Genomic DNA, 21862 nt, shown 5'->3' with positions numbered 1-21862 from the left:
TCAGGCCCGCTTCGTCTCGCGGCTCCAGCGGACCCATTCGAGCAGGACGAACACCACCGCGACCAGCCCCAGCGCGGCGGTGAAGCGGAAGACGGGGGCATAGCCCATTTGTTCGACCGCTTCGCCCAGTCCCGCGCGGCCGAGCGAGCCGACCAGCAGGGTGAGCGAGGAGAGCAGCGCATATTGCACCGCGCTGTGTTCCTTGCTGGCGATCGAGGAGAGATAGGCGACGAACGCCGCGCCGGCGAGGCCACCGGCGATATTCTCCCCCGAGATCGCGACCATCAGCCGGACCATCCGCGCATCGACGCCAAGGTTCAGCAGCCCGGTCGCGCCCGCCACCGCATCGATCACCGGCGCGCCGGCCGCCAGATCGGCATAGAGCAGGTTGCTTAAGGCCGCGACGATCGCGCCGAGCAGCAATGTCGGCATCCGTCCGGCCGTCGCGAACAGGATGCCGCCCAGCGAAATGCCGAGGATGGTCATGCCGACGCCGAAGATCTTGGAGGCGAAGGCGACCTCGTCGTTCGTGTAGTGCAGTTCCGTGAGATAAAAGGGATAGGCGAACGGCCCCCAGATCGAATCACACAGCCGGTAGCTGAGGATCAGCCCAAGGACGATCACCACGCCGTAGCCCAGCCGCCCGACCAGTTCGGCCATCGGCAGGATGAGCGCGCGATAGCCGTGTTCGACGATGCCGGTTGCCGGGTCGGTCCCCGCCCCGCTCCGCCGGGTCAGCCATGCCGCGACGAGCGCGGGGACGACGACGGTCGCGACGACGATCCACGGGCCGGTAAGGCGGGTGAAATCGCCGACGCTCGGTGGCGTTTCGCCCGGGCCGACGGCGAGCGCACGGGCCATGAAGGCGGCGATGGTCACGATCGCCCAGCCCCAGCAAAGGCCGACGATGATGAGCCCGGTGCGCTTGTCGGCACGCGACGGGCCGATGGCGGCCTCGCCCGGTGTCAGCGCGGCCGGGCGCGGCGTGTCGGGCGCGAAAAGGGTGACGATCAGCAGCAATGCCATCAGGGCACCCATGATCGCATAGACCAGTGGCCAGCCGATCCGTGCCGCCATCACCAGCGCCAGCGCGCCGCCGACGAGGCTGGCGGTGCGATAGCCGAGCTGATAGGTCGACGACAGCAGGCCCAGCGTCGCGCGTTCATCCGCCACGTCGATCCGCCATGCGTCGATCACCACGTCCTGCGTCGCGGCGGCGAACGCGCCGATCACCGCCAGCAGCGCGAACCAGCCGAGCCCCAGCACCGGGTCGGTCGCCGACAGCGCGACGAAGGTGGCGGCGAGCACCCCCTGACACAGCAGCAGCCACGACTTACGCCGCCCGAACCGTTCGAGCAGCGGCAGGCGGAGGCGATCGACCAGCGGCGACCACAGGAATTTGAAGGCGTAGAGCAACCCGATCCACGACAGCAGCCCGATGGTGGCGAGGTTCACCTTCGCCTCCCCCAGCCATGCGTTGAGCGTGCCGAGCAGCAGCGTGAACGGCAGCCCGGCGGCAAAGCCGAACGCCAGCATCGTGGCCGTCTTGCGATTGCCCAGCCCGGTACGGATCAGCGCCAGTCCGGTCGGCGCGGCGTCGGTCATGCCTGTCCCCTTGTGCAGCGCGGGACCGTAGGCGGGGGGTGCGGTTGGAGCAAGGTGGTTGGAATTCGGAGCGATATGGGGGACAAACACCAACAGCGTTCGTCACTCCCGCGCAGGCGGGAGTCCATATACGCGGACGCTTCGGGTCTATCGTGACGTCAGCGTCTATGGATTCCCGCCTTCGCGGGAATGACGAACAGGCTGGCGCGGAACAGCACCCTTACCTTCGAACAGCGGCGCACTCCGATAGTTGCGCCTGAACCCCGCCAACCGAAAGCTTCTTGCCCTGCCCGGCCGATCGGGTAGGCGCACCGGCATGACTGTTCCCCATCCGATGGCCACGCATCGTCGCATCCTGATCGCCAGCCTGATCGGTACGTCGGTCGAGTTCTACGACTTCTATATCTATGCGACCGCCGCGACACTGGTGTTCGGGCCGCTGTTCTTTCCGTCGGACAGCAGTTCGGCGCAGTTGATGGCGAGTTACCTGTCGATCGGCCTCGCGTTCATCGCGCGGCCGCTGGGCGCGGTGGTGTTCGGACATTTCGGCGACCGGCTGGGGCGGAAATCGACGCTGGTCGCCTCGCTGATGCTGATGGGCGGGTCGACGCTGCTGATCGCGTTCCTGCCGACCTATGCCCAGGTCGGCTGGGTCGCGCCGCTGCTGCTGTGTACGTTGCGGTTCGCGCAAGGGCTGGGGCTGGGCGGCGAATGGGGCGGCGCGGCGCTGCTCGCGGTGGAGAATGCGCCGCCGGGGTGGCGCGGGCGATTCGGCATGGTGCCGCAGCTCGGCGCGCCGGTGGGGTTCATCGCCGCCAACGGGCTGTTCCTGATCCTCGGCCTGAGCTTGAGCGATGCCGATTTCGTGGCGTGGGGCTGGCGGTTGCCGTTCCTGTTCAGCGTCGCGCTGGTGGGCCTGGGCCTGTGGGTGCGGCTCAAGCTGACCGAGACGCCGGCGTTCCGGGCCGCGCTGGAGCAGGAGGCGCCCGCCGGGGTGCCGATCGCCGAACTGGCGGCCGGGCATCTGCGCGCGACCGTGGCCGGGACGTTCGGGGTCGTCGCCTGTTTCGCGCTTTATTACATCGCGACGACGTTCGTGCTGGGATATGGCACCACGACGCTCGGCTATCCGCGCGGCGCGTTCCTCCAGACGCAGTTGGTCGCGATCCTGTTCATGGCAGTCGGCATCGGGTGGGCGGGATGGTGGTCGGACCGGGCGACGCCGGGGCGGGTGCTTGCCGGAGGCTGCGTCGGCGTGGTCGCGGCGGGCGCGTTGCTGGCGCCGATGGTCGGTGCGGGCAGCCTGTTCGCGATCGGGGCGTGGCTGTCGTTCGCGCTGTTGATGATGGGGTTAGTCTATGGGCCGCTTGGCGCTTGGCTGCCCTCGCTGTTCCCGGCGCGGGTGCGTTATACCGGCGCGTCGATGGCGTTCAACGTCGGCGGGGTGATCGGTGGCGGGCTGACCCCGAGCATCGCGCAGGCGCTGTCGGTCGGACATGGCCTGAGCGCGGTCGGCATGATCCTTGGCGCGGCGGGGGTGGCGAGCCTGATCGGCCTCGCCATCACGCCGAGGCGCTGAACGGCGGCGTCGCCCCGACCGGTTCGGGCATCGGGCAGACGCGGTTGCGCCCCGCCCGCTTGGCGGCATAGGTCCAGCCGTCGGCGCGTTCCAGCAGGCGTTCGAGCGTATCGCCGCCCTCACGCTCGGCAAGCCCCGCGCTGACCGTGACGGCCGGGAGGTGCGCGCCCATTGCCGGCATAGCGCCGCGCACCGCCTGCGCCGAAAGCCATGCGCCGCGCAGCGTCGTCCGGTCGAGCAGCGCGACGAATTCCTCACCACCCAGCCGGGCGACCAGCGCGTCGGGCGGCAGCGCGGTACGCAGGACATGCGCGAAGGCACGCAGCACCGCATCGCCAGTGGCATGGCCATAACCGTCGTTGATCCGCTTGAAATGATCGAGGTCGAACACGATCGCCGCGACCGGCGAGCGGGCGGCAGGATCGAACAGCCGCGCGGCGCGGCGTTCCAGCCCGCGGCGGTTGGCGAGGCCGGTCAACGGATCGGTTTCGGATTCGGCGATGGTGTGGCCCATCACCTTCTGCATCACCAGCAACAGCACCATCAGCCCGGCGGTAACGATCAGGATGCCGCCGGTCGCCTGCGAGAACAGCGCATAGGCGCTGGCGGCATAGTCGCGCGCGGTGGCGCCCGAGCCATAGGCGGCGGCGAAGAACGGCTTGACGAGGAAGTGGACGCCGAGCAGCCCCGAGACGAAGGTCAGCCCCCACCATAGCCGGCCGCCGCCGGTACGCGCCATTCGCTGCGCGACGACCGCCGACAACGCGCTGGCGGTCGCGAACGGCGCCTGGAAACAGAGTTCGTACCACAGCGTATTGCGTGGCCCACCCCAGATGCCGGCGCGGATGACGACACCGAGCAGCAGGATCGCACCGGCCGCCGCCCATGGCTTGCGCAGGCCGCCCAGCGCGGCGAAGCCCAGCGGCATCAGCACGATGCACAGCAGGAACGACGCATAGCTGGTCGCGGTGAACGTACCCGTCCACTGGGTCAGCCGGACACCCAGTTCACTCAAGGGGGTCAGCATGCCGATCGCATAGACCGCGAAGAACCACATCACCTCGCGCTGGCCCGAATAGGACAGGCGGATGGTCGCGAACGCCACCGCGAACAACGCCGCGACGCACATATTCCCGATCAACGCATAGATCGCACCGTCCACCTGGCCTGTTCCGTCCGATACCGTACTGGATCGCCGACCTAGCACGGCGTCCCCACCAAGGCGTTAACGCGCCTGGAAGTCCGCTGCTTTTGCTCGGACCCGTCGCCGGCATGACGTCGATCGATCAGGCCCGGGCAGTTCAGGCGAGGCGAAGCAGAGTGATCTTCGCCTTGCCATAGACACGTTCGACATCGATCGTGAATTGCGGCAGGTCGATCGTCTCGGGCTTCGCGGTTTCGACGCTGACCCAGGTGGCGGGGCCGATCCAGCCAAGCCGGGCGAGCTTGTCCGCCGCGACCGCACCCGCGCCGCTGTCATAGGGCGGGTCCATCATCACCAGGTCGAGCGGACGCGGTGCTGGCCCGAGCGACAGGACCGAGGTAGCGCGGACATCGGTGCCCCCCGCCCCCAGCTTGGTGATGTTGGCCCGCAGCGCGTCGAGCGCCGCGCGGTCCTGTTCGACGAACAGGCAGGTGGCGGCACCGCGCGACAAGGCCTCCAGCCCCAGCGCCCCCGATCCGGCGAACAGATCGGCGACCGCCAGTTCGTCGAAGCTGCCGATGCGGCTGGCCAGCATCGAGAACAACGCCTCGCGCGTACGATCGGCGGTGGGCCGGGTGGCATCTCCCTTGGGCGCGGCGATCGGGCGGCCGCGCCATTCTCCGGCGATGATCCGCATCAGCGCTTGCCCCCGCCCGGACGCCCGCCCTTGGGCTTGCCCTTGGTCGGTCGGGTCGATGGCGTGGCCTTGGCCCAGCCGGTCGGCTTGCGCTTGGGCCGGTCGATGAAGCTGGCCCGATCGGCGTCGGACGCCTCCGCCTGCGTCATGCGTCGGTCAACCGGACCGCGCGGGGGCGCGGGGGCGGGTTCCTCACGGCGTACGATACCGCCGGTCCGGGCGGGACCACGCGCCGGGCGGGGCGCCGACTCCTGCTCGTCGTCGCGGGGTTTGCGTGAAACCCGCGCGACACCGTCATAGCCCGGCCGCTGGACATAGGCTGCTGCCCGCCGGGTGCGGGCGTTGGCGCCATCAGGGGCATGGCCATAGGCCCGGCGATCGCCCAGCCCCGGCTGCTTGCGTTCGGATGGGGTCTGTCCCGCCTGGGTCAGCGGATCGAACCCGTCCTGACGATCGACCGGGCGTTCGGTGGCGTGGGTGCGTGGGCCGGCACGACGCGGATCGGTCGACCGGGGACGATCGCCGAACCCGCCGCGCTCGGTGCTGCCTTGCGGCCGGGCGCCGAAACGGGGGCGTTCACCGTCACCTTGCGGTCGCGCGCCGAAGCGGGGGCGCTCGCCATCGCCCTGTGGTCGGGCACCAAAACTGCGGCGCTCGCCGTCGCCCTGTGGTCGTGCGCCGAAGCGGGGGCGTTCACCGTCACCCTGCGGCCTGGCGCCGAAGCTGCGGCGTTCGCCATCGCCTTGCGGGCGGGGAGCAAGCGTACGACGTTCGCCCTGCCCCGGCGCTCCGGCGGGCCCCTCGCGGTCGGGGCGCCGGCCGCTGAAGCCCGAGCGCTGGCCGTCGCGCTCGATACGCGGGCGGCGTTCGTCGGTGCGCGGCGTCGCCACCGGTTCGGGGCGGGGCAGCGGGCTGGCGCGCTTCCATGCCTTCAGCGCCGCCGGATCGGCCCCCTCGGGCGTCGGCTTGACGGTCGGCTTGTTCACCAGCGTCTTGCGGAAGGCGACCAGTTCGTGCTGGCGGATCTCGTCGACCTCGCCTTCGGGCAGGTCTTCGAGGTAGAATGGGCCGTAGCGGGTGCGGATCAGGCGCGAGACCTTGAGTCCGAGATGTTCGAGGACGCGGCGCACCTCGCGGTTCTTGCCCTCGGTCAGCGTCATCTCGATCCAGGTGTTGGTACCGGTGCGCCGTTCGAGATTGGCGTTGATCGAGCCATAGCGCACCCCCTCGATCTCGATGCCGAGCATCAGGTCCTCGAGCTGCTGCTGGCTGACTTCGCCATAGGCACGCGCGCGATAGGTCCGCTCGACGCCGGTGGCGGGCAGTTCGAGGCGGCGTTTCAGCTCGCCGTCGGTGGTCATCAGCAACAGCCCCTCGGTATTCAGGTCGAGGCGGCCGACGGGGATGAGCCGCGGGAGCCCGGCGGGCAGCCGGTCGTAGATCGTCTGGCGACCGGTATGGTCGCGCTCGGCGGTCAGCGTGCCGGCGGGCTTGTGGAAGCGGAACAGGCGCGTGGGTTCGGGTGCGGCGACGGGCGCGCCGTCGACGGTCACGCCCTTCAAGTTGCGCAGGATCGTCGCCGGCGTCTCGATGGTGACGCCGTCGATCGCGATGCGGCCGGCGGTAATCATCCGTTCGATGTCGCGACGCGACGCGACGCCGGCGCGGGCCAGCAGTTTCGCGATGCGTTGGCCGTCGGCGGGCGTTTCGGCGGGGGATTCAGGAGGCGTGGCGATGACGAAAATATCCAGCTTGCGGCGAGGCGATGAAAGTTTGCGCCAAAGCGGTTCCTTCATCGCGTTCGTGAGTTTGACGCAATCGTATAGGATGGAAGCCATCCGGTGGAAAGCGAGTGGGTCCATGTTGTTCGGTCGAAAGAAACGGCACATCACGCGCATCCTCGTGGTCGAGGACGAACCGCTGGTCGCGTTCGATACCGAATATTTTCTGACCGCCAGCGGATTCGAGATCGCGGCGACCGTCGATTCGGTCGCCGACGCGCTGCGGGTGATCGAAGGCGGGACCGAAGTGGACTTGGTGCTGGCCGACGTCAATCTGGCCGACGGCAGCGGAGTCGACGTGGCGCGCACCGCGCATGGTCGCGGCATACCGGTGCTGCTGGTGACGGGGGCGTGCCCCGAGGGCGCGCGGGTGTTCGCGGCGGGGTGTCTCGCCAAGCCCTATCCGCAAAAGGACCTGCTAGGCGCAATCAATGCGATCGGCGCGGTCATCGGGGGGGAGAAGCTGCCCAACCGCCTGCCGAGCGGGTTCAATCTGTTCGACAGTGCGGCGTAGCCGTTGAGCGCTTCGGCAAAGCCCCTGTTCGTCATTCCCGCGAAGGCGGGAATCCATAAACGCCAGCGTAGCGGTTAGTTCGCTACTGTCAGCGTGTATGGATTCCCGCCTTCGCGGGAATGACGAATAGTCAGCGGACGCTGGCGACCGTTACCGGCCGGGCGAGCTGCGCCACGCGGACCTGGGCGTCGCGCTTCATTTCGGTGCGGCAGCGGCGAATGTCGGCATAGCCGCGCATACCGGTGACGACCGAGGTGCAGGCGCGCCTCGCGGCGGCATCGACCCGCGCGTCGAGCAGGCGGCGGCCTTCGGTAGTGGCGAGGTCGAGGCCGGCATAGGATACGCGGGCGCTCACCGGCTCGCGCAGTTCTGCATGGGCGGCGGACGAGACGCACGTCAGGGCGGTCGCCATCAGGGCGACGGTACGGATGGTCATGGGGAAGGCTCCTGCGAAGATCGCCCGTCGCGCCGATGGTCATCCCGCCAACCGGGTGCCGCCGTCCGCCGGCACGTAGCCCCTAGCCGTGTCGCATTGCAGCATCGTGGCGGGGCCATGTCGATACGATGACGGTTGCGAAACAACTTCCTTGCTTGCCGCTTTACGCTTCGTTCCCTACCTGTTCGGCCATGTCGCCTGTTCCTGCCGCCACCGATGAACCGCCCTACCTGCGCACGCTGAACGCGCCCCAACGCGAGGCAGTGCTGACGACCGACGGGCCGGTGCTGGTGCTGGCAGGGGCAGGCACCGGCAAGACGGCGGCACTGACCGCGCGGCTGGCGCACCTGCTCTACACCCGCAAGGCCTATCCGTCCGAAATCCTGTCGGTGACGTTCACCAACAAGGCGGCGAAGGAAATGCGCGAGCGCGTCGGCCGGCTGGTCGGCGACATGGTGGAGGGGATGCCGTGGCTCGGCACGTTCCACGCGATCGGCGCGAAGATGCTGCGGCGGCATGCCGAGCTGGTCGGGTTGCAGTCGAACTTCTCGATCCTCGACACCGACGACCAGTTGCGGCTGATGAAGCAGTTGATCCTCGCCGCGAACCTCGATGAGAAGCGCTGGCCGGCGCGCAGCCTGGCGGGGTTGATCGACGGGTGGAAGAACAAGGGGCTGACCCCGGCCGACATCGATGCGGGCGAGGCCGAGCGCTTCGCCAACGGGCGCGGCGGCGAACTGTACCAGCAATATCAGGACCGGTTGAAGGCGGTGAACGCCTGCGACTTCGGCGACCTGTTGCTGCATGTGCTGACGATCTTGCGGACCAACCGCGAGGTGCTGGCGCAGTATCAGCAGCGCTTCCGCTACATCATGGTCGACGAATATCAGGACACCAACAGCGTCCAGTATCTTTGGCTGCGGCTGCTGGCGCAGGAGCGGCGCAACCTGTGCTGCGTGGGCGACGACGATCAGTCGATCTATTCATGGCGCGGCGCGCAGGTCGAGAATATCCTGCGGTTCGAGCGTGATTTTCCCGGTGCCAAGATCGTGCGGCTGGAACAGAATTACCGGTCGACCCCGCATATCCTCGGCGCGGCATCGGGGGTGATCGCGCATAACGGCGGGCGGCTGGGCAAGACGTTGTGGACCGAATGCGACGTGGGCGAAAAGGTCCGCGTGATCGGGGTGTGGGATGGCCCCGAGGAAGCACGCCGCGTCACCGACATGATCGAGCGCGAGCGGCGCAACCTCGACGGGTTCGCCATCCTGGTCCGCGCGCAGCACCAGACCCGCGAGTTCGAGGACCGCTTCATCGCAACCGGCATGCCGTATCGCATCGTCGGCGGCTTTCGCTTCTACGAGCGCGCCGAAATCCGCGATGCGCTGTCGTATCTGCGAGTCGTCAACCAGCCGGCCGACGATCTGGCGTTCGAGCGGATCGTCAACGTCCCCAAGCGGGGCCTGGGCGATAAGGCGGTGCAGACGGTCCACCGTTTCGCCCGCGCGACCGGCAGTTCGCTGATGACGGCGGCGGCGCGCATCCTCGACACCGACGAGCTGACCGGCGCGGCGCGCAAGTCGCTCGGGCGGCTGGTCGGCGATTTCGCGCGCTGGCGCGACATGGCACAGAGCCTGCCACATGCCGAACTGGCGCGGCAGTTGCTCGACGAGAGCGGCTATACCGCTATGTATCAGGCGGAAAAGACCGCCGAGGCCGCCGGGCGGCTGGAGAATCTGACCGAGCTGGTCCGGGCGATGGAGGAATACGACTCGCTGGGCGCGTTCCTCGAACACGTCAGCCTGGTAATGGACAATGAGGCGTCGGCCGAGGAGCCGAAGGTCACGATCATGACGATCCACGCCGCCAAAGGGCTGGAGTTCGACACGGTGTTCTGCGTCGGATGGGAGGAAGGGCTGTTCCCGTCGCAGCGATCGATGGATGAGGGCGGCACCGCGTCGCTGGAGGAGGAACGCCGCCTCGCCTATGTCGCGATCACCCGCGCGCGGCGGCTGGCGGTGGTGCTGCACGCCGCCAACCGGCGCATCTATGGCCAGTGGAATTCGTCGCTGCCGTCGCGCTTCGTCGGCGAATTGCCAGCGGAGCATGTCGAGACCGAGACGACGATGGCAGGTGGCGAGAGCCTGTGGCGGGCCAACTGGTCCGAACGCGGCGATCCCTTTGCCGATGTGTCGCGCGGCACCGGGCGTGGGCCGGGCTGGCAGCGCGCGGCGTCGCAGGGGTCGACCTTCACCCCCGCCCCGTCGCGCGTGGTCGAGGCGCGGGCGAGCGCGATCAGCCTGGGCAACAAGGGGCGCGGCGACCTGAAAAAAGGACAGCGCGTGTTCCACCAGAAGTTCGGCCATGGCACGATCGAACTGATCGAGGGCAACAAGCTGGAAGTCGAGTTCGCGACCGCGGGGCGCAAGCGCGTGCTCGATACCTTCGTGACGATCGACTGATCTTTTTTGCCGTATACTGTTCGCCACTGATGCAGATCAGGAACGACGGATGGTTTTTGCCGTACATCCCCTGTTCAGCAACTGATGTTGCGGGAGATGTTCGATGGAACAACGGAACAACGCCGACTATTATCGCCGCCGCATAATCGAGGCGCGGGCGCGTGCCGATGGCGCGTTCCTGCCCGAAGTGCGGGTGGTCCATACCGAGATGGCCGAGCGCTATGCGCAACTGCTGGCCGAGGTCGAACATGGCGACCGGCTGCGGCTGGGCATCGTTTCGCGGTCCTAGGCTGGATCGACATTCAGCTATTCCGGTGCAGTTCGTAGTCGGAAATACCACCCTACTTCGTCACCCCGGACTTGTTCCGGGGTCCACCTGGCCGCGAACGCTGTCGCAAGTGCCTCGAACGGCAGCGATCGCTGCACTGTGGACCCCGGAACAAGTCCGGGGTGACGGAGATGGTCTGTTCAGGCGTCACGGCCGACTGAATGTCGATCGGTCCCAGACCCCGGTCCATCCGAACGAAAGCGTCGCCCCAGCGAAGGCTGGGGCCTCGAGCGGCTTCTGTCGCGCGCCATCACCGGGAGATCCAAGCCTTCGCTGGGATGACGCTTGTTGAAAGGGAGCTGGATCAATCTTCGGGGCACGATTTCGTACCGGCGTCCAAGCAACCGGCGGGAAGGTCGCTCGTTCACCAGCGGTGTTACCCGTTGAGCGAGGATGCAAGTACGATGCCCTATATCAAGACCCGCGATGGAACGAGCCTGTTCGTCAAGGACTGGGGACAGGGGCAGCCGGTCATCCTGATCCATGGCTGGCCGCTGTCGGCCGATAGCTGGGACCCGCAGTCGATGGCGCTGGCCGATGCCGGATACCGGGTAATCGCCTATGACCGGCGCGGGTTCGGCCGATCGGACCAGCCGTGGTCGGGCTATGATTACGACACGCTGGCCGACGATCTGGCCGATGTGATGAAGGAAACCGGCGTCACCGACAATGCGGCGATCATCGGCTTCTCGATGGGCGGCGGCGAAGTGGCACGATACATGTCGCGGCACGGCGGCAAGGGTGTGACGAAGGCCGGGTTCATCGGCTCGGTCGTACCGTACATGCTCAAGACCGACGACAATCCCGATGGCGTGGCGCAGGAGCAGCTCGACGAGATCGCCGACAATATCAAGGCGGACCGGCCGAAATTCTTCCGCACCTTCTTCGACCAGTTCTATGGCGTGGGCTTCATCACCAGCCCGGTGAGCGAGGAAACGCTCGACCTGTCGTGGAACACGGCGATGATGGCGGGGCTGAAGCCGACGCTGGCATGCGCGGAATCGTTCGGGACGACCGATTTTCGGGGTGACATTGCGTCGATCACGGTGCCGACCCTCATCATTCACGGCACCGCCGACCAGACGGTGCCGATCGACGCGACCGGCCGCGCACTGGCCAAGGCGCTGCCGAATGCCAAGCTGATCGAATATGACGGCGCGCCGCACGGGCTGTTCGCGACCGAGAGCGATCGGCTGACACTCGATCTGCTGGCGTTTCTCGGCCAGCGTTGAGCCGGCCACGTCACCCCGGCGGAGGCCGGGGTCCATGGTCGCGGGCCGTTGCGCGTCTTGTCGTACCGTCCCGTTTCCATGGATTCCGGCTTCCGCCGGAATGACGATCGGGATTGGCGGTCGGGCAAGGCATTCCGCAATACCCCCCAAGCCGATCTGCATTGCGCTCCTCCGGAAGCGGACCTAAGCCCCTCTCCCATGTCCGCTTCCCCGCATCCTTTCGCGATCCCTGCGTTTCGGGCCTATTTCCTCGCCCGGCTGTCGAACACGCTGGCGCAGATCGCGATGGTCGTGGTCATCGGCTGGCAGGTGTACGATATTGCTCGGCAGACGATGACGGTGCGCGAGTCCGCGTTTCAACTGGGGTTGATCGGCGTCGCGCAGTTCCTTCCGTTGCTGGTGCTGTCGCTGGTGGCGGGCTGGGTCGCCGACCGGGTCGACCGGCGGTGGATCGCGCGCGGATCGGTGGCGCTGGAGGGAGGCTGCGCGCTGTTGCTGGCGTGGTTGACCTATAGCGGCACGATCAGCCTGCCGTGGCTGTTTTTCGTCGCCGCGCTGCTGGGCGTCGCACGGGCGTTCGCAGGTCCTGCGTTGCAGGCGCTCGCCCCCAATCTCGTGCCCGCCGCCGTGCTGCCGACCGCAATCGCGATGAGTTCGATCGCGTGGCAGGGTGGATCGGTGCTGGGGCCGGCGATGGGCGGCTATCTCTATGCCGCCGGCCATTATCTTCCCTATGCGGTGTCGGCGGCGCTGTTCCTGTTCGGGCTGGTGATGCTGTTCCTGATCCCGCCGATCCCGCGCGCGGTGATCGCGGGGAAGGCCAATCCGTGGCGACAGATGCTCGATGGCCTGTCCTATGTCCGGCGCAACCGGCTGGTGTTCGGCGCGATTTCGCTCGACCTGTTCGCGGTGCTGCTGGGCGGGGCGACGGCGATGCTGCCGATCTATGCGCGCGACATTTTGCAGATCGGCGCGGACGGGCTTGGCCATCTGCGTGCCGCGCCGGCGCTGGGCGCGGTCGTGGTGGCGGGCGTGTTCGCATTCCGGCCGCTGTCGAAGGACGTCGGGGCCAAGATGCTGTTGTCGGTGATGGGCTTTGGGGCGGCGACCGCGCTGTTCGGCCTGTCCGCGCCGCTGCTGATCCCGGTGTTCGGTGCCGCCGCGATCGGCCACGATACCGCGCCGGCGGTGCTGCTGGCGCTGGCCGCGCTGTTCGTGGTGGGTGCGACCGACATGGTGTCGGTCTATGTCCGCCAGTCGCTGATCCAGTTGCACACCCCCGATGCCATGCGCGGGCGCGTCGGCGCGGTATCCACGTTGTTCGTATCGGGATCGAACGAACTGGGCGAGGCTCGGTCGGGCTTTCTTGCGGCACTGGTCGGCCCGGTCGTAGCGGTGGCAGGCGGCGGGGTGCTGGCGATCGGCGTTACGATGCTGTGGTCGCGGCTGTTCCCCGAACTGCGCGCCGCGCGAAGCTTCACGCCCCCCGACAATCTCGAAGTCATCCCCAAGGAGAGCCAGCCATGAAGGCCGATACCATCCTGCAAACGATCGGGAATACGCCGCATATCCGCATCAAGCGGCTGTTCGGCGACGCCGAGGTATGGATCAAGTCCGAACGGTCGAACCCCGGCGGATCGATCAAGGACCGCATCGCGCTGGCGATGATCGAGGCGGCCGAAGCCTCGGGCGAGCTGAAGCCTGGCGGCACGATCATCGAACCGACCAGCGGCAACACCGGCGTCGGCCTCGCGATGGTCGCGGCGGTCAAGGGCTACAAGCTGGTGCTGGTGATGCCCGAAAGCATGAGCCTTGAGCGGCGGCGGCTGATGCTGGCCTATGGTGCAAGCTTCGACCTGACCCCGCGCGAAAAGGGCATGAAGGGCGCGATCGAGCGCGCGCACGAACTGGCGGCGCAGACGCCGGGCGCATGGATTCCGCAGCAGTTCGAGAATCCGGCCAACGTCGACGTCCATGTCCGCACCACCGCGCAGGAAATCCTGCGCGACTTCGCCGATACGCCGATCGACGTCATCATCACCGGGGTCGGCACCGGCGGGCACATCACCGGCGTCGCCGAGGCGCTCAAGCAGGAATGGCCCGAGCTGAAGGTCTATGCGGTCGAGCCTGAACTCTCGCCGGTCATCTCGGGCGGGCAGCCCGGACCGCATCCGATCCAGGGGATCGGCGCGGGCTTCGTGCCGGCCAACCTGCACACCCAGGCGATCGACGGCGTCATCAAGGTCGACGCGGCGGTCGCCAAGGACATGGCGCGGCGCAGCGCGAGCGAGGAGGGCATCCTCGTCGGCATTTCGTCGGGGGCGACGCTGGCGGCGATCCTCCAGAAGCTGCCCGACCTGCCCGATGGCGTGCGCGTGCTCGGCTTCAACTACGACACCGGCGAGCGCTATCTGTCGGTACCCGACTTCCTGCCCGAACAGTGACGAGCCCCGCCCGCCCCGTGCCGGCGTCCCCGGCGGGGGCGGGCGGTGTCCGTACCGGATCGTCCGTCCTCGACGGCGTGCTCGTCGCGCTGTCACTCGGCGCGGTCGTGGTGCCGGCGATCGTCGTCGAGCATGCGCCGGTGGTGAACGCCACCACGATCCGGCAAGCGCGGCAGCCGGTCGCGGTGGTCCCGCCCGATGTGGTGCCGCCGGTCGAGCCGATCGCGTTCCGCGCGCTTCCCCCCGATGAGGCCCGCGCGTTCAATGCGACCGTGCCGTTCGTCGCCGGCCCCAATCCGGCGGCGCAACCGTTCGCCTTTGTTGGCGATCTGGAGAACCGCACCCGCGCCACCGACTGTCTGGCAGCGGCAGTGCTGTACGAGGCGGGCGACGATGCCGTGGGGCAGCGCGCGGTGGCACAGGTGGTGCTCAACCGCGTGCGGCATCCGGCGTTTTCCAAAAGCGTGTGCGGCGTGGTGTTCCAGGGGTCGGAGCGGACGACCGGCTGTCAGTTCACCTTCACCTGCGACGGGGCGCTGGCGCGGGCCTATCCGCTGCCGTTCTGGGACCGGGCGCGCAGCATTGCGGCGGCAGCGCTGGCCGGGGCGGTCTATGCGCCGGTCGGCTATGCCACGCATTACCATACCGACTGGGTCGTGCCCTATTGGCAGTCGAGCCTCGACAAGATCGCGGCGGTCGACACGCATCTGTTCTTCCGCTGGACTGGCTGGTGGGGCACGCCGGGCGCGTTCCGCCGCACGCCCGAGAGCGTCGAGCCGCGTATCCTCCAGCTCACACCGTATAGCGACGCGCACAAGCTACCCGAGGTGCTGGCGGTCGAGCGTGAGGCGGGGTTGCTGACCGGCAGTTTCGCACCGTCCACTTTGCGTCCCAGTGCGGATGATCCCGATACCTTCCTGATCGCGCTCGACCCCGCGTTGCCGCCCGACCAATGGCCGCAACTGGCGCAGGCCGTCTGTGGCGATCGGGCGCGGTGCAAGCTGCTGGGCTGGGGCGAGGCGGCGCAGGTTCCCGCCAGCGCGGTGGCGGCGAGCGATCCGGCGTCGATTGCGACGATGCGGTTCAGCTATCTGCGCGACCGGGGCGTGCCGCTGGAGCGGACGCTGTGGAACTGCCAGCAGGTGCCCCGGTCGCCGGCACAGTGCATGCGCCGCGCGGTGCCCGCCCCTGCCCCGACGCCGGCCGCGGCGGTGCGGCCGGAGCCGGCGGCGGTCGCGACCCCGTTGGCGGGCGTGCGGCGCAAGGGCGAACCTGCGCTCATGCCTCCTCCGTCGAGGGATGGTCCATCGGAATAGCGCGTCACCCCAGCGAAGGCTGGGGTCTCGTGCGACTCGTGTTCCGCCTGATCCGCGAGAGATCCCGGCCTTCCCTGGGATGACGTTCGTTTCCGAATCGCTACGGCCTTCGCAGTAGCGCGCGGGCGAGCGCGTCGGCATCCTCGACCGCGAGGTCGACGACATCGGGCCGCGCCATCCCGCGCGCGCCCGCCGTGCCGATCCGGACCGTTGCGATCCCGAGCAGGCGTTGCAGCGGCCCGCGCGTCACCGACACCGCCTGGATGCGGGCGAGCGGTACGATCCACGCCTGTTTGGCGAGCACGCCGCGCATCACCTGCAGATGGTTGCCGACGATCGCATAACGGTGCCGCCGCCGCGCGATCAGCGCGAGCGCGACCGGGATCGGCACCAGCACCAGCGCGAAGGCGACCAGCGGCAGGAAGACGGTGCCGACCGCGATCGCGACCAGCGGCACGCCGCCGCGCCACACCCCCGCGCGCACGACATGGCCGAACGCGACAGGGCGCAGCGGCAGCGGATCGAAGCGCGGATAGCCGGCCTCCGCCAGCAGCGCCGCGACCTCTTCGTCGCGCGCGAACGGGGCGACGCTCTGCCGCCCGCCGGCATCGTCGCTGCCGCCCAGCGTCTGGAACCGCAGGCTAGACCAGCCGAAGCGGCCGCTGACCATGCTGCGTTCGATCAGCGCAAGCTGCACCCGGCGCAGGCTGACGACCACCTCGGTCCGGGTCAGCAGCCCGCGCACCCGGCGCAACCGGTCGCCCTCGCGCTCCAGCCGGAAGCCATATTCGACCAGCAATGTCCGCACGATGCCGCTGATCGCGCCCAGCAGCAGCGCGACGACGAAGGCGAGCGCGGCGAAGATCGGCGTGACGAGGCCGATCGCCTGTTCGCGCGCGATGCCGGCGATGTCGCGCACCTCGCGCCAGTCGAAATCGATCAGGTCGCCCAACTGGTTGAGCGCGGCGAACAACACGCCGACCCAGACCAGCGAGAAACCGAACGCGCCCATCGCCAGCACCCGGCCGATCGGCATCGCAAACACCGTCACCCGCTTCGGTTCGACCGGGCCGGTGGCGGCGGCGGCAGGGGTCCCGCCCTGTCGCAGCACGGCGCGAAGCCGCGCGGCTTCGGCCAGCGTCACACTGTCGAGCGATGCCTCATCCGCCTCGCCGCCGCCGGTTTCGACCTTGACCCGGGCAAGACCGAACAGGCGCGCGAGCGGCTTCTGTTCGATCGACACGTCCTGGATCCGATCGAACGGGATCGAGCGGCGGCTGCGGTGGAGCAGCCCCTCGGCGATGGTCAGTTCGCCGGCGTCGATGGTGTAGCTGAACTGCCGCCAGCGGGCCCATGCGAACACGCCGAGCAGCACGATGCCGACCCCGAGGATCGCGGCGGCGATCTCGACCCGCCCGCGCGAGAATGCCGCGAACAGCGCGATCAGGCCGGGGATCTGCTTGGGGGCCTGCGCGATGATCGACAGGCCGATGGTGCCGGGGTGCAGGCGGCGCGTGTCGGCCACGCTCACCACGGCGATGCCTCGATCGCGGCGCGGATGCGGTCGCGCACCGCCTCTGCCCGGTCGCGCGCAAGGCCGGGCACGCGGACCTCGGCGTGTTCGGTGCCGGCGGTGTGGAGGACGAGCGTGGCGACGCCGCACATCCGCTCGATCGGCCCCTGCGTCAGATCGATATGCTGGACCCGTCCGACCGGCACGATGGTGTGGATGCGGACCCACCAGCCTTGCGCGACGTGCAGTTCGGTGTCGTCGATCGCGAAGCGCCAGTGGGCGAAGCGACGCGGCGGCGCGACCAGCGCCAGCCATCCCGCCAGCGCCGCCGCGATCGCCAGCACGATGCCGTTCGGCAGATCGGTCTGGTAGAGGATCGCCTCTGCCCCCAGCGCCGCCGCCAGCAGCACGACGGCGACGATCGCGCCGTGCCAGCGCAAAACGCGCAGGAAGCGGGGATCGAGGGGGGCGAGCGCGAGCGGCGTATCCATGGCGGTGTGATAGACGGGTAAGACGCGCGCACTCAAGCGAAACCGGCCCCTTGTGCCCGCGCCCGCGCGGGGCCATAGCGCGCGCATCCTATCCATGACGCAAACCAGGGCGGTCCCATGAAACTTCGCATCGTCGTGACGCTCAAGAACGGCGTGCTCGATCCGCAGGGCAAGGCGATCGAACATGCGCTCGGCTCGCTCGGCTTTTCGGGCGTGGAGGACGTGCGCGTCGGCAAGCTGATCGAGCTCGACGTCGCCGACGATACCGACGACGCGACGATCGACGCGATGTGCCGCAAGCTGCTGGCCAACACCGTCATCGAGAACTACCGGGTGGAGCGCGCATGAAGACCGCCGTCATCGTCTTTCCGGGATCGAACTGCGACCGCGACATCGCGACCGCGCTGCATGCCGTGACCGGCACCGCGCCGACGATGGTGTGGCACCGCGACAGCGATCTGCCCGACGACATCGGCCTGATCGCGGTTCCGGGCGGCTTTTCCTATGGCGATTACCTGCGCTCGGGCGCGATCGCCGCGCGGTCGCCGGTGATGCAGGCCGTCGTCGCGGCGGCGGACAAGGGGCTGCCGGTGCTCGGCATCTGCAACGGCTTCCAGATCCTGACCGAGGCCGGGCTGCTGCCGGGCGCCCTGATGCGCAACCGCGGCCTGGCCTTCGTTTGCCGCGACGTGGCGCTGAAGGTCGGCGACACCACCTCGCCGTTCACCGGCGGTTACCGCGCGGGCGATACGATCCGCGTGCCCGTGGCGCACCACGACGGCAATTATGTCGCCGACGACGCGACGCTCGACCGGATCGAGGGCGAGGGCCAGATCGCGTTCCGCTACGCCGAACCGGTCAACGGATCGGCGCGCGACATCGCGGGCCTGATCAATGCCAAGGGCAATGTGCTCGGCATGATGCCCCACCCCGAACGCCGCATCGAAGCAGCGCACGGTGGCCGGGATGGCCGCGCCCTGTTCGAAGGACTGCTGGCGACGATCGGGGCGTAGGCCGCTACGCCAGCGTCGCGAAGTTCAGCGAATAGGCGTAGGTTCGTAGCTCGACGCCGCCTGCCCGTCGGGCGGCGGCGCGGATGCGATCGGAAAACGAGCCTGCGACCAGCATGGCCCGAACGCCGGTGCCATGCTCCTGCTCAATGTCATAGGCATACGCGAGTAGCTGTTCGAGGGCGCCCGCCGGGCATTTGCCGGGCTTGAGTTCGATCACGACGGTACGCCCCTCGGCATCACGCGCCAATATGTCGATCCGTCCGGTCGCCACGCTGACCTCGATGGCGCCATCGATCGCGACGAGTCCAGGCTCCAACGTTCCCAATTGCAACCGGACCTGCGTCTGCATCTCGCGTTCGCGTAGAAAATTGGCGTCGGCGGTAATCGTATCGGCGAGGTCCACGACAACCTCCTCCGACGATACGTCAGGACTTTCGTCGACCTGACCAGATAACTTCCCGAGCCGATACAGGGAGTACCGTTTGAGAACGGCCCTAGCATTTGACCGATACGTTGCAAACGGCTCAAGGTCCGTTGTCCGTGCCCACTCGGCGAGATGTTCGGCGCCGTCACGATCTAAAGCCTCGTCCAGCCCGCCGACTGCATGATCGATCCGCTTCAGAAACGCGCGATAGTAATCGCAACTATTTTTTGTCGCTCCGACAACATTGGCGAAATAGTCATCGAAGCCGACCTTGTCATACATCGCGTGGCTTCCTTGACGCGAACGGCGAGAAATCGGTGTCGGCGTCGAACACGTCGACGCCTTCGCGTCGCTTGAGCCAGCCGACTACACCATAGGTCAGCGGCGTCAGCACCACTTCCCAGCCGACCTTCAGCGCCCAGTTGGTGGCGAGCACCGTCAGCACCTGCCCGGTCGGCCACACCCCGAGGAACGCGAGCGGGTAGAAGATCGCGCTGTCGACCGCCTGCCCGACCACGGTCGACCCGATCGTGCGGGTCCACAGCGCCCTGCCACCGGTCCACAGCTTCATACGGGCGAGGACATAGGCGTTGACGAACTCGCCGGCCCAGAAGGCGACGATCGAGGCGAAGACGATCCGTGGCACCTGGCCGAACACGCTTTCATAGGCACCCTGCCCGGTCCAGCCGGCCGCTGGCGGCATCGCCACGACGGCGGCGGCCATGAACGCCATGAACAGCAGCGCGGCGAAACCGACCCAGATGGCGCGGCGCGCCTGCGCATAGCCATAGACTTCGGTCAGCACGTCGCCCAACACATAGGAGACGGGAAAGAACAGGATGCCCGCGCCGAACACGAACGGCGTGCCGGCGATGTCGATCGCCGCGACCTTACCCGCGCCGATGACGTTGGAGAGCAGCAGGATCGCGACGAATGCCGCCATCACCATGTCGAAATGGCGGAAACCGCCCCGTCCCGTCCTGCTCGTGTCGATCCGTTCCGTCATGCCGTCCCCCCGTCCCCGCATGCCGGACGTTATGATAGCGGTTCCGCTCCGCCGCAATGCGCGCTAACGGGAGGGCGGGCACCCGTAGCTCAGATGGATAGAGCAAGGAGCTTCTACCTCCTTGGTCGGGGGTTCGAATCCCTCCGGGTGCGCCATTTCGTGCCGTTCAGCGCGCAGCCGCGATCGTCGTTGCTGCCATGCGCCGATCGCCGCGCTGCAATCCTCGGCCCAGCGCGCGGCATCATGCTCGCCGATCGCCTCGACGATCGCCTCGACCAGACGGGCCTCCAGCATGCGCAGGGGGTGGCGATCGGCGAGCAGCGCGGTGCGGTCCAGCGTGCGTCCCGCCACCTGTATGCTGCCGGTCGCGCGAATCACCGAGATCGCGTGGATCGCATCGCTCGCGATCCGGTGGCGGCCGATGGGGAGCGCCAGCATCGACCATCGCATTGCCGGGGTCAGACCCAGCGGGATGGCGACGTCGCGCGGCGCGGTGTCGCGGTGGACCCGGTCGAGGTCGTCGAGCGTCGTGCAGCAGATGGCCCCGGCCGGCGCGGGAAACCGGTCGCCGGCGGCAAGGAACAGGCGGGCGACCGTCATCGGCGCTGGCCGGCCGATGCGACAGGGTCGACCCACGATCGTTGTTGCGTTCCGGTCATCCCGATCATTCTCCGCTACGGTTCCGATCGCCGTATCGCTGCGGTTCTTAATGCCGGGACACCAGGACAATCTACAGTTAAATCAATGCACTAATGGAGTGAAACCAGTATCATACCGGATCTTTCCCGCCCCGAAAAGAACATGCCGCCCCACAGGGGCGGCATGTCGGGTGCAGCAGCGATCGGGTCAGTTGTTGGCGCTGGTACGGATCGTACCATTGACCCCGCTCGGGAAGAAACCGCCGGAGGTTTGCAGCGAGCGGTTGAGGTACACGATGTTCAGCACCTGCGCTGGGGTACGGCTGAACGCGATCCCGCTCGAATCGGTGGGCACGAGGTTGGATACCGCGCTGGTGCCGCTGCCGGTCGGGCGAATGCCCTGGTCGAGATCGCTGCTGCCGTCGAGGCTGTCGCGCGCGTTCGAGATCGCCTCGACCTGATCGATCAGGTTGAGGCTGGGGGTGTTCACCCCCTTGCGGTACAGCACGGTGCGGACGAGGCCGGCATGATAGGCCTCGGCGGCATGGATGCCGGCGGCGGCTTCGAGGAAGGTCTTGTTGTTGATGAAGCTGACCGCCCCCTTGTACGCGGTGACGCCGACATCCTCGAAGATGAACGCGCCGAGCAGGAACGCTTCGTCGCTGCCATAGACGTTGAACGCCTCTCCGGCACCGATCAGCCCGGCGGCGCGCGCCGCGTTGGAGAAGGCGCTGGTCGCGGTCACGCCGATGTCGATCGCCGGCTGGGCCACCGCCGCCGACCCCAGCGCCGCGCGCAGGAAGTTGACATGGGCGACTTCGTCGGCGGCGATCTCACGAGCATAGCGCGCGACGAGTGGGTCGGTGAAGTTGACCCGCGCGCCGCCCGTCACCGCACCCTGCGTGCCGGTGCCGCTCAGGCTGCTGTTGGGCAGCCCCGCACCGGTCGCGGCAAACGAATAGAATTGCGCTTCGAGATATTCGAGGTTCAGCGCGAAGTTCAGCACGTCGGCATCGCTGATCGCGCTGGTAGCGGTGGGCGTCGGCGTGGGTGTCGGCACCGGGGCGACATAGCCGCTGCCCTTGTCGTCGCATGCCGCGAGCAGCGACGCGCCGGCGGTGGCGACCGCTGCGCCACCGGCGTAGCGCATGAACTGGCGCCGGGCGGCGCGACGTTCGTCGCACGCTTCGAGCACTTCGAGAATCGGATCCTGGATGGTCATGGGAATCTCCGTGTCGC

Annotated in this window: 21 protein-coding genes and 1 tRNA gene; 12 read left to right on the top strand and 10 right to left on the bottom strand. The window is 68.1% G+C overall.

Features of this window, described 5'->3' with window-relative positions:
- Positions 1 to 1605, bottom strand: coding sequence for an AmpG family muropeptide MFS transporter (locus ASG37_RS01300; RefSeq protein ID WP_055755472.1), 1605 nt, complete (start codon positions 1603 to 1605; stop codon positions 1 to 3).
- A gap of 316 nt (positions 1606 to 1921) precedes the next feature.
- Between ASG37_RS01300 and ASG37_RS01295 the strand changes: the two genes are divergently transcribed.
- On the top strand, positions 1922 to 3184 hold the full coding sequence (locus tag ASG37_RS01295) for an MFS transporter (RefSeq protein WP_156349003.1): 1263 nt from the start codon (positions 1922 to 1924) through the stop codon (positions 3182 to 3184).
- Here the strand turns inward: ASG37_RS01295 and ASG37_RS01290 are convergent.
- From ASG37_RS01290 to ASG37_RS18180, 3 genes are all read right to left on the bottom strand, one after another.
- Entirely contained in the window at positions 3168 to 4346 is a 1179-nt protein-coding gene (locus ASG37_RS01290; RefSeq protein ID WP_055755470.1) for a GGDEF domain-containing protein, read from the bottom strand. The genes ASG37_RS01295 and ASG37_RS01290 overlap by 17 nt on opposite strands.
- Before the next feature lie 139 nt (positions 4347 to 4485).
- Positions 4486 to 5025 (bottom strand): 16S rRNA (guanine(966)-N(2))-methyltransferase RsmD, encoded by a 540-nt coding sequence (gene rsmD / locus ASG37_RS01285; protein WP_055755469.1) that lies wholly within the window; start codon positions 5023 to 5025, stop codon positions 4486 to 4488.
- On the bottom strand, positions 5025 to 6821 hold the full coding sequence (locus tag ASG37_RS18180; protein WP_156349002.1) for a pseudouridine synthase: 1797 nt from the start codon (positions 6819 to 6821) through the stop codon (positions 5025 to 5027). Before ASG37_RS18180 ends, rsmD begins: the two co-directional genes overlap by 1 nt.
- A 64-nt stretch (positions 6822 to 6885) precedes the next feature.
- Between ASG37_RS18180 and ASG37_RS01275 the strand changes: the two genes are divergently transcribed.
- Entirely contained in the window at positions 6886 to 7320 is a 435-nt protein-coding gene (locus ASG37_RS01275) for a response regulator (RefSeq protein WP_055755468.1), read from the top strand.
- Between the two features lie 130 nt (positions 7321 to 7450).
- On the opposite strand, the gene ASG37_RS01270 is transcribed toward ASG37_RS01275, so the two are convergent.
- Positions 7451 to 7756, bottom strand: coding sequence for a UrcA family protein (locus tag ASG37_RS01270; protein ID WP_055755467.1), 306 nt, complete (start codon positions 7754 to 7756; stop codon positions 7451 to 7453).
- Between the two features lie 191 nt (positions 7757 to 7947).
- On the opposite strand from ASG37_RS01270, the gene ASG37_RS01265 reads away from it, so the two are divergent.
- From ASG37_RS01265 to ASG37_RS01240, 6 genes are all read left to right on the top strand, one after another.
- The gene (locus ASG37_RS01265; RefSeq protein WP_055755466.1) at positions 7948 to 10218 is read left to right on the top strand and encodes an ATP-dependent helicase; all 2271 of its coding nucleotides are present in this window, start codon (positions 7948 to 7950) and stop codon (positions 10216 to 10218) included.
- Positions 10219 to 10321: 103 nt separating this feature from the next.
- The gene (locus ASG37_RS01260) at positions 10322 to 10507 is read left to right on the top strand and encodes a hypothetical protein (protein WP_055755465.1); all 186 of its coding nucleotides are present in this window, start codon (positions 10322 to 10324) and stop codon (positions 10505 to 10507) included.
- 443 nt (positions 10508 to 10950) lie between these two features.
- Positions 10951 to 11778, top strand: a complete 828-nt coding sequence (locus ASG37_RS01255) for an alpha/beta fold hydrolase (RefSeq protein WP_055755464.1) — start codon at positions 10951 to 10953, stop codon at positions 11776 to 11778.
- A gap of 198 nt (positions 11779 to 11976) precedes the next feature.
- Complete coding sequence (locus ASG37_RS01250) at positions 11977 to 13305, top strand: MFS transporter (protein WP_055755463.1); 1329 nt, start codon at positions 11977 to 11979, stop codon at positions 13303 to 13305.
- Entirely contained in the window at positions 13302 to 14222 is a 921-nt protein-coding gene (cysK, locus tag ASG37_RS01245; RefSeq protein WP_055755462.1) for a cysteine synthase A, read from the top strand. Before ASG37_RS01250 ends, cysK begins: the two co-directional genes overlap by 4 nt.
- Positions 14223 to 14239: 17 nt before the next feature.
- Entirely contained in the window at positions 14240 to 15538 is a 1299-nt protein-coding gene (locus ASG37_RS01240; RefSeq protein WP_156349001.1) for a cell wall hydrolase, read from the top strand.
- 100 nt (positions 15539 to 15638) lie between these two features.
- On the opposite strand, the gene ASG37_RS01235 is transcribed toward ASG37_RS01240, so the two are convergent.
- Positions 15639 to 17069 carry a PH domain-containing protein gene (locus ASG37_RS01235; RefSeq protein ID WP_162233441.1) on the bottom strand — a complete coding sequence of 477 codons (1431 nt, stop codon included), beginning with the start codon at positions 17067 to 17069 and terminating at the stop codon, positions 15639 to 15641.
- Complete coding sequence (locus tag ASG37_RS01230) at positions 17066 to 17542, bottom strand: PH domain-containing protein (RefSeq protein WP_055755459.1); 477 nt, start codon at positions 17540 to 17542, stop codon at positions 17066 to 17068. Before ASG37_RS01230 ends, ASG37_RS01235 begins: the two co-directional genes overlap by 4 nt.
- A 117-nt stretch (positions 17543 to 17659) precedes the next feature.
- On the opposite strand from ASG37_RS01230, the gene purS reads away from it, so the two are divergent.
- Both purS and purQ read left to right on the top strand, forming a co-directional pair.
- Positions 17660 to 17890 (top strand): phosphoribosylformylglycinamidine synthase subunit PurS, encoded by a 231-nt coding sequence (gene purS / locus ASG37_RS01225; protein ID WP_055755458.1) that lies wholly within the window; start codon positions 17660 to 17662, stop codon positions 17888 to 17890.
- Entirely contained in the window at positions 17887 to 18555 is a 669-nt protein-coding gene (gene purQ, locus ASG37_RS01220; protein WP_055755457.1) for a phosphoribosylformylglycinamidine synthase subunit PurQ, read from the top strand. The genes purS and purQ overlap by 4 nt, the downstream gene beginning before the upstream one ends.
- A 4-nt stretch (positions 18556 to 18559) precedes the next feature.
- On the opposite strand, the gene ASG37_RS17220 is transcribed toward purQ, so the two are convergent.
- Positions 18560 to 19261, bottom strand: a complete 702-nt coding sequence (locus ASG37_RS17220) for an endonuclease NucS domain-containing protein (RefSeq protein WP_082447913.1) — start codon at positions 19259 to 19261, stop codon at positions 18560 to 18562.
- Complete coding sequence (locus tag ASG37_RS01210) at positions 19254 to 19985, bottom strand: queuosine precursor transporter (protein ID WP_055755455.1); 732 nt, start codon at positions 19983 to 19985, stop codon at positions 19254 to 19256. Before ASG37_RS01210 ends, ASG37_RS17220 begins: the two co-directional genes overlap by 8 nt.
- 78 nt (positions 19986 to 20063) lie before the next feature.
- Between ASG37_RS01210 and ASG37_RS01205 the strand changes: the two genes are divergently transcribed.
- A tRNA-Arg gene (locus tag ASG37_RS01205) sits at positions 20064 to 20140 on the top strand.
- Complete coding sequence (locus ASG37_RS17515) at positions 20133 to 20738, top strand: hypothetical protein (protein WP_156349000.1); 606 nt, start codon at positions 20133 to 20135, stop codon at positions 20736 to 20738. The genes ASG37_RS01205 and ASG37_RS17515 overlap by 8 nt, the downstream gene beginning before the upstream one ends.
- Before the next feature lie 93 nt (positions 20739 to 20831).
- Here the strand turns inward: ASG37_RS17515 and ASG37_RS01200 are convergent, their stop codons facing one another.
- Positions 20832 to 21845, bottom strand: a complete 1014-nt coding sequence (locus tag ASG37_RS01200; protein WP_055755454.1) for a ferritin-like domain-containing protein — start codon at positions 21843 to 21845, stop codon at positions 20832 to 20834.
- Between the last annotated feature and the right edge of the window lie 17 nt (positions 21846 to 21862).

The organism is Sphingomonas sp. Leaf407, from assembly GCF_001425385.1.
Lineage (GTDB): Bacteria > Pseudomonadota > Alphaproteobacteria > Sphingomonadales > Sphingomonadaceae > Sphingomonas.
Note: the sequence above shows the minus strand (reverse complement) of the source record. Positions and strands in the feature narration are given on the sequence as shown.